14 protein-coding genes and 1 pseudogene are annotated in these 11,998 nt (G+C 64.0%); 6 read left to right on the forward strand and 9 right to left on the reverse strand.

Features of this window, described 5'->3' with window-relative positions; genetic code table 11:
• Nucleotides 1-53: 53 nt before the first annotated feature.
• On the reverse strand, nt 54-818 hold the full coding sequence (locus WDN01_14095; protein MEJ0027156.1) for an SDR family oxidoreductase: 765 nt from the start codon (nt 816-818) through the stop codon (nt 54-56).
• Nucleotides 819-1,088: 270 nt separating this feature from the next.
• On the opposite strand from WDN01_14095, the gene WDN01_14100 reads away from it, so the two are divergent.
• Both WDN01_14100 and WDN01_14105 read left to right on the forward strand, forming a co-directional pair.
• Nucleotides 1,089-1,256, forward strand: coding sequence for a hypothetical protein (locus WDN01_14100; protein ID MEJ0027157.1), 168 nt, complete (start codon nt 1,089-1,091; stop codon nt 1,254-1,256).
• A 23-nt stretch (nt 1,257-1,279) separates the two neighbouring features.
• Entirely contained in the window at nt 1,280-1,558 is a 279-nt protein-coding gene (locus WDN01_14105; GenBank protein MEJ0027158.1) for a PqqD family protein, read from the forward strand.
• 408 nt (nt 1,559-1,966) lie between these two features.
• Here the strand turns inward: WDN01_14105 and WDN01_14110 are convergent.
• The 3 genes and pseudogenes from WDN01_14110 to WDN01_14120 form a co-directional block, all read right to left on the reverse strand.
• Nucleotides 1,967-2,727, reverse strand: a protein-coding gene (locus tag WDN01_14110) for an IS5 family transposase (GenBank protein MEJ0027159.1) whose coding sequence is annotated in 2 segments (ribosomal slippage) — nt 1,967-2,400 and nt 2,400-2,727 — 762 coding nt in all. Because the reading frame shifts where the segments join, the coding sequence is not laid out codon by codon here.
• Nucleotides 2,728-2,802: 75 nt separating this feature from the next.
• Entirely contained in the window at nt 2,803-3,426 is a 624-nt protein-coding gene (locus WDN01_14115) for an efflux RND transporter permease subunit (GenBank protein MEJ0027160.1), read from the reverse strand.
• Nucleotides 3,410-4,924: pseudogene (locus WDN01_14120) on the reverse strand (efflux RND transporter permease subunit). The gene WDN01_14115 and the pseudogene WDN01_14120 overlap by 17 nt, the downstream one beginning before the upstream one ends.
• A gap of 80 nt (nt 4,925-5,004) precedes the next feature.
• Here WDN01_14120 and WDN01_14125 point away from each other — a divergent pair.
• Nucleotides 5,005-5,265 (forward strand): hypothetical protein, encoded by a 261-nt coding sequence (locus tag WDN01_14125; GenBank protein ID MEJ0027161.1) that lies wholly within the window; start codon nt 5,005-5,007, stop codon nt 5,263-5,265.
• A gap of 12 nt (nt 5,266-5,277) precedes the next feature.
• On the opposite strand, the gene WDN01_14130 is transcribed toward WDN01_14125, so the two are convergent.
• The 3 genes from WDN01_14130 to WDN01_14140 form a co-directional block, all read right to left on the reverse strand.
• The gene (locus WDN01_14130) at nt 5,278-6,828 is read right to left on the reverse strand and encodes an IS66 family transposase (protein ID MEJ0027162.1); all 1,551 of its coding nucleotides are present in this window, start codon (nt 6,826-6,828) and stop codon (nt 5,278-5,280) included.
• An 87-nt stretch (nt 6,829-6,915) separates the two neighbouring features.
• The gene (gene tnpB, locus WDN01_14135; GenBank protein MEJ0027163.1) at nt 6,916-7,263 is read right to left on the reverse strand and encodes an IS66 family insertion sequence element accessory protein TnpB; all 348 of its coding nucleotides are present in this window, start codon (nt 7,261-7,263) and stop codon (nt 6,916-6,918) included.
• A complete protein-coding gene (locus tag WDN01_14140; protein MEJ0027164.1) occupies nt 7,260-7,616 on the reverse strand; it encodes a transposase in 357 nt (118 codons plus the stop codon). The genes tnpB and WDN01_14140 overlap by 4 nt, the downstream gene beginning before the upstream one ends.
• A 57-nt stretch (nt 7,617-7,673) precedes the next feature.
• Here WDN01_14140 and WDN01_14145 point away from each other — a divergent pair, with 57 nt between their 5' ends.
• On the forward strand, nt 7,674-7,988 hold the full coding sequence (locus WDN01_14145; GenBank protein MEJ0027165.1) for a transposase: 315 nt from the start codon (nt 7,674-7,676) through the stop codon (nt 7,986-7,988).
• Between the two features lie 23 nt (nt 7,989-8,011).
• Here WDN01_14145 and WDN01_14150 read toward each other — a convergent pair whose 3' ends face one another.
• Together WDN01_14150 and WDN01_14155 are read right to left on the reverse strand one after the other, a co-directional pair.
• Nucleotides 8,012-8,434, reverse strand: coding sequence for a hypothetical protein (locus WDN01_14150; GenBank protein ID MEJ0027166.1), 423 nt, complete (start codon nt 8,432-8,434; stop codon nt 8,012-8,014).
• Nucleotides 8,434-11,310 (reverse strand): LysM peptidoglycan-binding domain-containing protein, encoded by a 2,877-nt coding sequence (locus WDN01_14155; GenBank protein ID MEJ0027167.1) that lies wholly within the window; start codon nt 11,308-11,310, stop codon nt 8,434-8,436. The genes WDN01_14150 and WDN01_14155 overlap by 1 nt, the downstream gene beginning before the upstream one ends.
• 54 nt (nt 11,311-11,364) lie before the next feature.
• Between WDN01_14155 and WDN01_14160 the strand changes: the two genes are divergently transcribed.
• Both WDN01_14160 and WDN01_14165 read left to right on the forward strand, forming a co-directional pair.
• Nucleotides 11,365-11,589, forward strand: coding sequence for a DUF433 domain-containing protein (locus tag WDN01_14160; protein ID MEJ0027168.1), 225 nt, complete (start codon nt 11,365-11,367; stop codon nt 11,587-11,589).
• Entirely contained in the window at nt 11,586-11,918 is a 333-nt protein-coding gene (locus tag WDN01_14165; protein ID MEJ0027169.1) for a DUF5615 family PIN-like protein, read from the forward strand. The genes WDN01_14160 and WDN01_14165 overlap by 4 nt, the downstream gene beginning before the upstream one ends.
• The last annotated feature ends 80 nt before the right edge of the window (nt 11,919-11,998 follow it).

The following is an 11,998-nucleotide window of genomic DNA, read 5'->3' on the forward strand; positions in this document are numbered from 1 at the left end:
GGCCGACGCTCTTTGCAACGGATGACTCCGAAGAGCGACCAATTTCGGCTGCGCTACAGAAAATCTAAACCGCCGTCGACCGCGAGTGTCTGACCGGTCACGAAGGCCGAGAGATCGCTGGCGAGATAAACGATTGTACCGGTGATGTCGTCCATCGCGGCGCTGCGTTGGAAGCATTGCTGGGACGTCGCGCGTTTGCTCGTTATCTCGAAGCCCTTGCGGCCGATGGAGGCTTCGTTGGCGATAAGCGTCGGCGAGACTGCGTTGACGCGCACCTGCGAGTCGCCGAGTTCGCGCGCGAGCGCGCGGGTCAATCCGACCACCGCGGCCTTCGACGTCACATAATGCGCCATGCCCAGCGCACCGGTGCGCGCCGTGGAGCTTGAGATATTGACGATGGAGCCGCCCCGCCGCGCCCGCATGGCGGGGCCCACCGCGCGGCACATATTCCAAACGCCGGTGACGTTCACCGTCATCACGGCATCCCAAATCTTTTCGTCGATGGCATCGAAATCCTGCCGCTCCAGATCGGCATAGAGGGCCGCGTTGTTGACGAGAATATCGACGGAACCCAAAGCTTTCTCGACCTCCATGACGGAACTCCGGCATTGCCGGAAATCGGCGATATCGCAGCGCAGGAATATCGCCCGGCCGCCCGCGTCCTGTATCTTCGAAACGGTGGCCGCGCCGTCCGAGACGTCGAAGACGCCGATCGCAGCACCCGCTTGCGCGAGCGCCAGCGCGATGGCCTCGCCAAGCCCTCGCGCGGCGCCGGTGACGATGGCGGTGCTGTTCTTGAGATCGACTGTAGGGGGCATCGTTTCTTCCCATGCTGGCAGCTACGGCAACCGGATGATGGCATAGGAGAGGATTCAAGTCCGAAAACCGCTGTCGTGATGAGGAGCGGCCGCAGGCCGCGCGTCGAACCGTGCGTTGGCGTTGATGGCGTCGGGCAGCTCCGCACACCGCGGATCGGCCGGGATGCTGCGGTGGCCGAGCGCCCGGGGCCTGGACTCGGCGCCGCCCGAGACGTACTGCCTGATGTCGCGGGCGGCGGGTCGGGCTGGCCAGGAGCCGGGCCTCTGCCCATGCCGCTGCATCTCTTCGTGACCGACGATCCCAACCACGACCCGAACCGGCCGGACCTCGACCGGGGCAGGCGATGCGAGCGCGGGATCCGCGCGCCGACCGACGGAACCGTCGAGGTCACCCTGCTGCAACCGGCGATTTGCGCGCCCGGCGCCGTGACGGCATAAGGACAGCGAGCGCGGAGCATGTCGTGAATGAACTGGTGACAAGGGCTGTCGAGCCGCTGGAGACGGCATTCGACGACGGCGTGATGTTGTGCGATGTAAAAAGCGGCGGCACGCTCGCCCTGAACGTCACGGCTGCGGCCATCTGGGAAGCGGTCGCCCGGCCCGCTACCGTCGCCGACATTCGCCGGACCCTGCAACAGCGCTTCGAGGTCGACGACGCCACCTGCGCACAGGCCGTCGCCGCGACGCTCGCCGATCTCCAGAAATACGGCTTCGTCCGGCTCGACCGGCAGGAGCCTTGACGACCCATAGCGGCGTGTTGGTGCCGAACCAAATGTTGTTGGCACAAGCGTCATCCGCACCGATAATTTGGCCGAACGCCCTCGAACGGGAGTTTGCCGGCGGCCAAAATCGTTGATTTGACTTATTTCGGCATCGGAAAATTTTGGCGAACGTCGGCAGACCGGTGGACCCGGCAGCAGAGAATTTTTTGAGAACTGATGTCCTGTGCCAACGCTCGTGCCAACAGGCCATGGCATGTGCTTACGATCTATCAACACACGCTTTCAGACAGGAAACACATTTCGCCGAGATCAACTAAAAGGCGCGACGGCCAAGGCAATTGGATCGCATCTCGACCGGTTGAGCCGCAACAGAAAGCTTGACTTCGCCGCTGGACCAGCGGCCAACGAGATCGCTAGGGTCCAGACTCATAAAGTCCACCACACGATAGCAGCGACGAGGCATACGGAGGCTAGGAAGTTTCTGGCGAGCCTGTCGTAGCGTGTGGCGATGCGCCTGAAGTCCTTGAGGCGGCAGAAGGCGTTCTCGATCTTGTGTCGCTGCTTGTAGGATTTTCTGTCGAAGCTGAAGGGCTGCTTGCGGTTCGATCTGTTGGGCACGACGGGCTTGGTGCCGCGCGCCGTCAGCCATAATCGCAGTTCTTCGCTGTCGTAGGCTTTGTCGCCGAGCAGCTTCTTGGCGATCTTGCTTCGGCGGATGAGACGCTGGGCCGGCGGGCAATCGTGCGCCTGGCCGCCGGTCAGGAGGATGGAAAGAAGACGGCCCTTAGCATCTGCGATTGCGTGGATTTTCGTGTTTCGCCCGCCGCGCGAGCGGCCGATCGCCTGCTTAAGCTCCCCCTTTTTGCGCCCGATGCCGAGCGGTGGGCTTTGACATGCGTCGAGTCGATCATCTGGGTATCGGTGGATCGTCCGCGCTCCGCCAATTTGCGGAACAGCCGCTCCCAGATGCCGCGCTCGGCCCAGCGCACGAAGCGATTGTAGATTGTCGTATGGGGGCCGTATTCCGGCGGGCAGTCGCACCACCGGCAGCCGCTCTTCAAGACATGTAGGATGCCGCTGATTACGCGACGGTCGTCCACACGATCTTTGCCGCGCACGTCCGTCGGCAAGTGCGGCTCGATCCGAAGCCATTGCTCGTCGCTCAGCCAAAACAGGTTGTTCCGCATCCCAATGCCTCCGAATCACGAAGCAACGGAATCATCAACCGATTCAACCGACAATGACTTTTTTGGGTTTCGGCCCTAGTTCGCCGCGACGCGGAACCAGATGGCGTAGAGCGCCGGCAGGAACAGCAAGGTCAGCAGCGTGCCCGCCGCGGTGCCGCCAATCAGCACGAAGGCCATCGGTCCCCAGAAGCTGGATGTCGTCAGCGGGATGAAGGCGAGCACGGCCGCGAGCGCGGTCAGCAACACCGGCCGCGCCCGCTGCACCGTCGCCTCGACGATGGCATCATGGGTGGAAAGCCCGGCGTTCAGATTGTCGTGGATCTGGCCGATCAGGATCAGCGTGTTGCGCATCAGGATGCCGCCCAATCCGATGATGCCGAGGATCGCGTTGAACCCGAAGGGCTGGTGGAAGAGCAGCAGCGCCGGGACGGCGCCGACCAGCCCGAGCGGCGCGGTCAGGAATACCATCGCCGTCGCCGCGAAAGAGCGGACCTGCAGCATGATCACCGTCAGCATCAGCACGATCATCGTCGGGAAGACCGCCGCCAGCGCCACATTGGCCTTGGCGGATTCCTCCGCCGCGCCGCCGGTGTCGATGCTGTAGCCCTCCGGCAGCGACGCGCGGATCGGCGCCAGGGCCGCTTCGATCTGCGCGCTGACTTCCGCGGGCTGGAGGCTTTCGTCAATGTCGCCGCGCACGGTGATGGGGAACGCGGTCGCGCCGCTTGAGGATCGGATCCTCCGGCCGGTATTCAATGCGGCCGATCTGGTCGAGCGGCACGCTGTGCCCGTCCGAGGTCGCGAGCGACAGATCGGCGAGCCGCGCGGGATCGAGGCGCTGCGCGCCGCCGGCGCGGGCGTCGATCTCCACCGTGCGGATGTCCTCGCGCACCTGCGTCACCGGCACGCCGATCAGCAGCAGCTGGAGCTGCTGCGCCGCCGTTTGCGGGTCGAGGCCGATCGCGCGCAGCCGCGCCTGGTCGAGAATGAAATGCACGGTCGGCACGCGATTGCCCCAATCGGTGTTGACCTGGCGCATATGCGGGTTGGCACGCATGACGGCAGCGACCTGATCGGCGATCGCGCGCAGGCGACCGAGATCGGGACCGCCGACGCGGAACGCCATCGGATAGGGCACCGGCGGCCCGAACAGGAGCTGCGTCACGCGCAGGCGCGCTTCCGGCGCCAGGCCGGCGGCGATGCGCGCGCGCAGCCGCGCCTTCAGCGCATCGCGCGCCTTGGCGTCGGGCGTGAGCGCGATGATCTTGGCGAAGGCCGGGTCCGGCAGCTCGGGGCTGAGGGAGAGGAAGAAGCGCGGCGCGCCCTGCCCCACATAGCTCGTCACCACGTTCGCCTCGGGCTGGGCGCGCAGCCATTGCTCGACCTTGCGCGCGGCGGCCGCGGTCGCCTCGATGCTGCTGCCTTCGGGCAGGTAGATTTCGGTGATCAGCTCGGGCCGTTCGGAGATCGGGAAGAATTGCTGCTTCACCAGCCCCATGCCCAGCACCGAGAGCAGGAAGGCCACGACCACGGCGCCCGCCGCGATCCATTTGCCGGCGATGGCACGGCGGATGAGGGCGCGGAAGTGCTCATAGCGCGGCGTCGCATAGATCGCCTAGTGGCCGCCCGGCACCGGCGGGATATTCGGGAGCAATTGCACGCCGAGATAGGGCGTGAACGTCACCGCCACGATCCAGGACACGATCAGCGCGAAGCCCACCACCCAGAAGATATTGCCGGCATATTCGCCCGAGCTCGACTTGGCGAATCCGACGGGCATCAGCCCGATGATCGTCACCAGCGTGCCGGCGAGCATCGGCGAAGCGGTGGAGGTCCAGGCGAAGGCCGCGGCTTTGGTGCGCTCCCACCCCTCCTCCATCTTCACCATCATCATTTCGATGGAGATGATCGCATCGTCGACGAGCAATCCGAGCGCGAGGATCAGCGCGCCGAGCGTGATGCGGTCGAACACGCGGCCGGTCGCTTCCATCACCACGAACACCGCGGCGAGCGTGATCGGCACTGCGGCGGCGACGACGATGCCGACGCGCCAGCCGAGGCTGAGCAGGCTGACCACCATCACCACCGCGAGGGCCACGAAGAATTTCAGCATGAACTCGCCGACCGCTTCGTCGATGTCCACGGCCTGGTCGGAGACCTTGCTGAGCTGCAGCCCCAGCGGCAGGTCGCGGGTGATCGCCTGCTCTTCCGCCGCGCCAGCCGAGGCTGAGCAGGCTGACCACCATCACCACGCCAAGCGCCACGAAGAATTTCAGCATGAACTCGCCGACCGCTTCATCGATGTCCACGGCTTGGTCGGAGCCCTTGCTGAGCTGGAGCCCCAGCGGCAGATCGCGCGTGATCGCCTGCTCTTCCGCCTCCAATCGCGCGCGCGAGATCGACGACCGAGGTGCGGCGATAGCCGACCTGGTGGATGTGCTGCTCGGCCGCGCGGATAATCTGTTCGCGCCGCTGATGCCCGACGGGTCCGCGCTGCCCGGTCCGCTTGGTGTCAGTGACCATGCTTCTTTTCCGTAAGCGTCCGGTGATCTACGCGGCTTTGGCGAGCGGAATGGCGGCCCAGTTCCAGGGGAGGATTTCGGTGATGCGGTTGATGGGATGGTCGGCGATTCGGGCGGTCACGTCGCGCAGCCAGGCTTCGGGATCGAGGCCGTTGAGCTTGGCGGTCTCGATGAGGGAGTAGATGGCGGCGGCACGTTCGCCGCCAGCGTCGGAACCGGCGAAGAGGTAGTTCTTGCGGCCGAGGGCGAGCGGGCGGATGGATCGCTCGGCGGCATTGTTGTCGATCTCCAGCCGGCCGTCGTCGAGGTATCGCGCGAGCGCCGTCCATCGCCCGAGCGCATAGCGGATTGCCGCGGCAAGATCGGTCTTTGGCGACAGCTTTTGCTTCGTCGCGGCAAGCCAGGCATGGAGCGCGTCGAGCAACGGCTTGGCCTTTTCCCGCCGCACTCTTTGCCGTTCGTCGGGCGGTCTGCCGCGGGCTTCTTCTTCGACGCGATAGAGCGCGCCGATGCGGCCAAGCGCTTCCTTGGCGATGGGCGAGCCATTCGCGGCATGCACGTCGAAGAACTTGCGCCGGACATGCGCCCAGCAGGCGGCTTCGGCGATTTGGCCCTTCTCGAAGATGGCATTGAAGCCGGCATAGCCGTCGGCATGCAGCACCCCCTTAAAAGCCTTTAGATGCAAGGCCGGATGCTCACCCTTGCGGTCGGGCGAGTAGAAGTAGACGGCTGCCGGTGCGAGCTTGCCGTTATGAGGCCGCTCATCACGCACATAGGTCCACAGCCGCCCGGTTTTGGCCTTTCCGGTTCCCGGCGCCAGCACCGGCACCGGCGTGTCGTCACCGAAGAGAACATCGGATGCCATCACGTCTTTGCGCAGGGCATCGACCAAAGGCGCAAGCAGCGCGCTCGCACGTCCCACCCAGTCCGCCAAGGTCGAGCGTTCCAGATCGATGCCGCGGCGTTCGTAAATCCCGCTCTGGCGATAGAGCGGCAAGTGATCGGCGTATTTGGCAACCAGCACATGGGCGAGCAGGCCAGGCCCTGGGCGGCCGCGTTCGATCGGCAGCGACGGCAACGGCGCCTGGGTGATCGCCTCGCACCTGCGGCACGAGAACTTCGGCCGCACATGCCGGATGACCTTGAACGACGACGGCACATACTCCAGCAGCTCGGTGACGTCTTCGCCCAGACGGCGCAAGTCGCCGCCGCAACGGGGACAGGCGCATTGCGTAGCATGCAGGATCGTCTCGCGGGGCAGATGATCCGGCAACGGCCGCCGCACGGGCTTTTGCAGCGTGTCCGGCGAGGCTGGCGAAGGCGCGGCCGGGGCGGCGGCACTGCTTTCCTGCAGATCGTCCAGCAGCAACTCGAGCTGCTCGATCTGCTGGTCGAGCTTTTCCGACGAACGGCCGAACTGCATGCGCTTGAGCCGATGCAGTTGCGCCAAAACCTGTTCGATGCGCAAATCCTTCGCGCGCAACTCGGCGTCCTTGGCTTCGATCAGCGCCGCCTGCTCGCGCACCAGCGCCTTCAGGGCCTGGGGATCGTCGGGCAGCGAATCGGGAGCAACCGTCATGGCGCAATGCCACCACAGCAAGCTTCCCAAGGCGATTGCTGCGCACTTCCCACGAGTCAGCGTGCCGCACGGGAGCCGTGGATATCTCTATCCGGCAAGTTCCGGACGATACGTCCGCTGCGGCGCACGCCAGTCGATGCCTTCGAGCAGATAGCCAAGTTGTGCCGACGAGATGGTTACCGCCTCGCCGGCCGTTGCCGGCCAAATGAAGCGACCGCGCTCCAGCCGTTTGGCGAACAGGCACAGGCCCTGGCCGTCATGCCACAGCAGCTTGATGAGGTCGCCCCGCTTGCCGCGGAACACGAACAGGTGCCCGCCATGCGGATCGTGCTTGAGGACTTCCTGCACCCGCAGCGCCAGACCGTTGAAGCCCTTGCGCATGTCGGTGTGGCCCGCGCAAAGCCATACCTGCGTGCCGGCCGGAACCGGGATCAAGACTCAAGCGCCTCGATCACCCGCCGCAGCGCGACCGCATCGACATCTCCGTTCACCACCACGCGGCGGCCCGAGCCCAGCACGATCTCGATGCTGCCAGGGCCGGATTTTACCGGCGCCACAGCGGGCGCCGCCAGCCCAACGCGGACAAAGCCCTCACCGCTCGGCGGTTGCACAGGCGGGCGTCCGGACCAGATACCTTGCTGCTTGCGCCAGCGGAACAGCAGGCTCGTCGCCACCCCGTGCTTCTTCGCCACCCGCGCCACCGGGCTCGTCTTGCTCTCCTCGATAATCGCCTGCTTCTCTTCATCGCCCCAACGCCGACGCGCATCCGCAACGAACACCCTGGTCATCTGTCCAGACATAGGGACGGTCCCGGTGACTTGAGCCGCTCAATCAGCGACTCTCCAATGACCTATCCTCAAGTCACCGCAACAACGCGCAAGGCGTGCCAGGCCGGACGCTTACGTTACAACGCCAAAAAGACCGCCGATGCCGTCGCCGCCACCGGAACCTGGGTCATCGAGATCGTCAAGCGCAGCGATGCCCACCGCTTCGTGGTCATGCCAAAACGCTGGATCGTTGAACGCACCCTGGCCTGGATCAGCCGCAACCGACGCCTGGCGCGCGACTTCGAGCGCTACGCCACAACCGTCGCAGCCTTCATCCGCCTCGCCATGATCCGCATCATACTCAGGCGACTGGCCCCAATTCCCTCAAACTGATTCAATTCTTTCCGGATCGGCTCTTACGGCTCGTGAAAAAGCTCCAGCAATTCTTCAAATGTAGTCGCGTTCATCACACGACTTTTCCAGGTGTCTAAATCGTCGGATGCCTCCCAGAGATGAGGAAGTTTTTCAAATTGGGCGATAACTAGTTGCTTTATCGCCTCTAACGTCAAAACACCTTGGGGACTTATAGAAAGTCTCACGTGAATGAGACGAGAAAAAAATGGCAATCGCCAGCCCCAGAGTCCCCCTACATTACCAATCTTGACAGCATCTATCACAGTCCACTTTTTTTTTGATGAGTCAATAAGCGTCAAATTAGAATAATACCCATTGCTTAGTCCATTTGAGGTGCAAGTCTCCAAATCATCCTTAGTTCGTTGGACGAGAACCGTTCCTTTTATGTCCAGACAAAGGATAGGAAATCCGATTGCATGTTCCATCAGTGTCCCCTTTCATTATTTGCATCAATAATATGTCCCGTTGTGGAAATTAGAACCGTTTTTGCGGCACGCGGTGTACCGTAAAAGAGTCTTTCTAATAGATTGTAGGCATTAGGGCCCTGGCCGTGGACGCTCAAGTGCGTAGGATCATCTAGCGACAGAATATTCCAAGGTTGGTTCTTTAGCCAATTTGGCCACGCTTTTCCCCAGCCGTTTTGAGGAATCAGCCAATGGTGGCCTTCGTCCCAGACTTCGCCGACTTTTTGGATATATCCCGTATTTCGTAACCAAGTCCGCGTCGTAGACCAACTGTGACCACCGAACTTCCAAGCTCCCTTGGCAATTCCAGTGCCGATATCCTTCACGAGAAAGCCATCGGAAATAGCTAATCCTATGTTTAGCCCAGCGCCCGCATAATTTTGATCTTGGTAATCGGCGATTGCCTCCCGAGTTGAACCCCATACGGGGATAAAGGACTCGGCGGTGCCCGGGTGACCGATCGAATAGCTTGGAAAGCTGATGCTTGAAATGCCGTCGGCAAGCGCAAACGCATTTCCTGCCAGAGGTGTCACAGCGCCCATGAACTGCTGTTTCGTCGCATCGAAAAAAACGTCATAGATATTGCCTGTCTTCGCATCGTCAATTTCGCGCCAGCCGATCTCGTCTCCCGTCGATGTCTCAAAGGTGGCGGGCGGACCGATCTCTCCCGTGTAGTTGGGCGTTCCATCGGCGTTGACGCCATTGGCAGTACGTTGTTCGTCCCAGGTGTAGTAGTAATTTCCGTCCATCCTCTGGGATGTCGGCAAATAGTTAAATCCGTCGGGCAAGCGACTGCCACTAGGTGTCGTATCGCTTCCATCGGATCCCAAGACGAAATTCCCCGGAAGAGTGATGCTGGAACCATCTTCCGATATTGCATAGGTGGGTGGCGGCAGATCGCTGACCTCAACCGGCGTATCATGGATAGTCGCACCAGTCGTACCTTCGGTCGTCCAATCCCCGTTATTGAGGTCAAGCAAGCTCTTCGGCTGGCTTGCCTGCTGTACTCCTCCCGCCATCGCATTCCCAATGGTCTGCCCGATGACATCCGGCAGCGCCGCGACGATGTTGTCCCCGAAGTCGGACCCGTCGATCAGGGTTCGCGTCGCGGCGTTGGCGATGTCGCCGGCCATGCCGGAGACGAATCGCAGGCCGCCTGCACCCAGATCGCCCAGGCCGAGATCGGCGGCGTTGGCCGTGACGGCGCTGAAGACGCCGCCGCCGATGCCCGCCGCCGCGACGCCGGCCCAGTCGAAGCTCTTCTGCAGGCCCGTGGCCACCCCGATGCCCTGGGTGACGATGCCGCCGGTCACGCCGCGCAGGACCCCGGCGCCGAAGGAACCCACGCTCTTGCCCAGACTGCCGAACGCGTTGATGCCGTCCGGCCCCAGCGCGCCGCCGACGGCGCCGCCGATCGCCGCCAGCGCAAGGCCGCCCCAATCGAAGCTCTTCTGGATGCCGGTGGCCAGGCCGATGCCCTGGCTCGCCACGCTGCCGGCCGCGCCGGCCAGCGCGCCGCCCACCACGACCGAGCCCAGGCTGCCGGCGCCCAGGCCCAACGTGCCGGCGGCGAACCCGACCGCCGCGCCATAGGTCACCACCGTCACCGCGATCGCGATGACCGCGAGCAATATCTGCCCGAACACGCCGCAGGCGCCGCCGTGCCTGGCGGCGGGCTTGGGCACGGTGGGGCTGTTGTTGCCCTGGGCCTCGTTGGGATCGTAGACCCGGTAGGTCGAACTGTTGTTGTGGCTGTTGGCCACCTTGTCGGGGACGATCAGGCTCATCCCCGCCTGAAGATCGGCGTCGGAGATCAGCCCGTTGGCGTCGGCGAGCAGGTACCAGTAGGACGCATCGCCCCAGACCTGGTAGGCGATCGCTTCCAGCGTGTCGCCCTGCTGCACCGTGATGCGCGACGGCGCCGTGCCGACGTTCAGCCCGTTGATCGGATCGTAGCTCTGGTCGAAATCCGCATAGGACGTCGCCGCCGTCGCGCCGCCGCGGAACGCGCCCGTCCCCGGCACCGCGATGTGCTGCGCGATCGACTGGGCATAGTCGACATTGGACGTGCCGTTGTTGGAGATCGCACCCACCGCGATGCCGCCGAAGTAATAGTGCCGCTCATGCGGATCGCCGGCGGCGGTGTTGTTGTCGGCCTCGTTGCGCGCCAGGACCTCGCCGGCGAGGTTGGTCACGAAGCTCACCGTCCGCGGACGCCCGTCGCCGACGACCACGCTCTCCAGCAGCCCGCCCTGGCCGTAGGTGTAGCTGTTGTAGTTGGGCTGCGGCCCGCCCGCCGCCCGGTTGGGCGTGTAGCTCTCGCTGGCCTCCAGCGCCCCGTCGCGCCACACATAGTAGAAGGCCGCCTCCGTCGTCGGCTGCGCCACCCCGTTCTTGGTCACGGTGGCGATCTCGTCCGTCACCTGGCCCAGATACCGGTCGGTATGGTCGCCATAGACCCCGTCGAAGTCGCTGTCGGCGATGTAGGAATAGGCCGTCGACGTCACCCAGGTCCCGTCGCTGCGCACGCTCGTCACCTGGTCCGAGGTCACCTGCGAGCGGGTGTTGTAGACCGCGGTGCGCTCGTAGACCACGCTGGTCCCGGCCGCGTTGTACTCCTTCTGGTCGGTGACCCGGCCCATCGCGTCCAGCGCATAGCTCGCCCGCACCACGCCGCCCACCGTCACCTGCGCCAGATAGCCGTCGGCCGTATAGGTGTAGGCCTCGCTCGTCCCGTTCGCGGCGTTGACCGCGCTCGCGCGCGAGCCGTCGGAATTGTAGGCGACGGTCTTGCCCGTCGTGCCGGCGACGATGGCGCCGCCGCTGAGCGTGCCCATGGTCACGGCGAAACAGCCGTCGCGTCCAGGCTCTCGATGTGGTAGAAATCGCCTATGGCTACGTCCTATCGCGACATCATCACCCAGGAGCCCAACAAGCGCGGCGGGCGGCCTTGCATCCGCGGCATGCGTATCGCGGTCTCGGACATTCTGGGCTGGCTTGCGGCCGGCATGTCGCATGCGGAAATCCTCGCCGATTATCCGGAACTGACGGAAGACGATATTCGCGCCGCGCTGGCCTATGCCGCCGATCGCGAACGCCGCATCGTGACCGTGTGAGGCTCCTGTTCGATCAGAATCTGAGCCATCGGCTCTGCCAGTCGCTGGCCGACCTGTTTCCCGGCTCGCAGCCGGTGCGCCGTGCCGGCCTCGATCGTGCGACGGACGACGCGATATGGATGGTTGCGCGTCGCGAAGGCTTCACCATCGTGACCCTCGATGCCGACTTCGCCGATATCGCGGCCTTGCGAGGCGCGCCGCCGAAGATCGTCTGGCTGCGCTGCGGCAACCAGCCCACGGCTTTTGTCGAGCGTCTCTTGCGCGAGCATGCGTCGCCGATCGCAGCCTTCATCGAGGCCGATGACACAGCCTGCCTCGAACTCTACTGACACGACATCCCGGCGCCGTGCAGACGTGCTTATTGGCGCTCATCCCGATACGCGGGGCGAGACGGCGGTTACGCCTCAAA

The organism is Rhizomicrobium sp. (assembly GCA_037200985.1).
Taxonomy (GTDB): domain Bacteria; phylum Pseudomonadota; class Alphaproteobacteria; order Micropepsales; family Micropepsaceae; genus Rhizomicrobium.

What these genes read in the sequence shown, in the direction of transcription:
- WDN01_14095 (MEJ0027156.1), bottom strand. Translation starts at nt 818, where the DNA reads ATGCCCCCTACAGTCGATCTCAAGAACAGCACCGCCATCGTCACCGGC.
- WDN01_14100 (MEJ0027157.1), top strand. Translation starts at nt 1,089, where the DNA reads ATGCCGCTGCATCTCTTCGTGACCGACGATCCCAACCACGACCCGAAC.
- WDN01_14125 (MEJ0027161.1), top strand. Translation starts at nt 5,005, where the DNA reads ATGAACTCGCCGACCGCTTCATCGATGTCCACGGCTTGGTCGGAGCCC.
- WDN01_14130 (MEJ0027162.1), bottom strand. Translation starts at nt 6,828, where the DNA reads ATGACGGTTGCTCCCGATTCGCTGCCCGACGATCCCCAGGCCCTGAAG.
- WDN01_14140 (MEJ0027164.1), bottom strand. Translation starts at nt 7,616, where the DNA reads ATGACCAGGGTGTTCGTTGCGGATGCGCGTCGGCGTTGGGGCGATGAA.
- WDN01_14145 (MEJ0027165.1), top strand. Translation starts at nt 7,674, where the DNA reads ATGACCTATCCTCAAGTCACCGCAACAACGCGCAAGGCGTGCCAGGCC.
- WDN01_14150 (MEJ0027166.1), bottom strand. Translation starts at nt 8,434, where the DNA reads ATGGAACATGCAATCGGATTTCCTATCCTTTGTCTGGACATAAAAGGA.
- WDN01_14155 (MEJ0027167.1), bottom strand. Translation starts at nt 11,310, where the DNA reads ATGGGCACGCTCAGCGGCGGCGCCATCGTCGCCGGCACGACGGGCAAG.
- WDN01_14160 (MEJ0027168.1), top strand. Translation starts at nt 11,365, where the DNA reads ATGGCTACGTCCTATCGCGACATCATCACCCAGGAGCCCAACAAGCGC.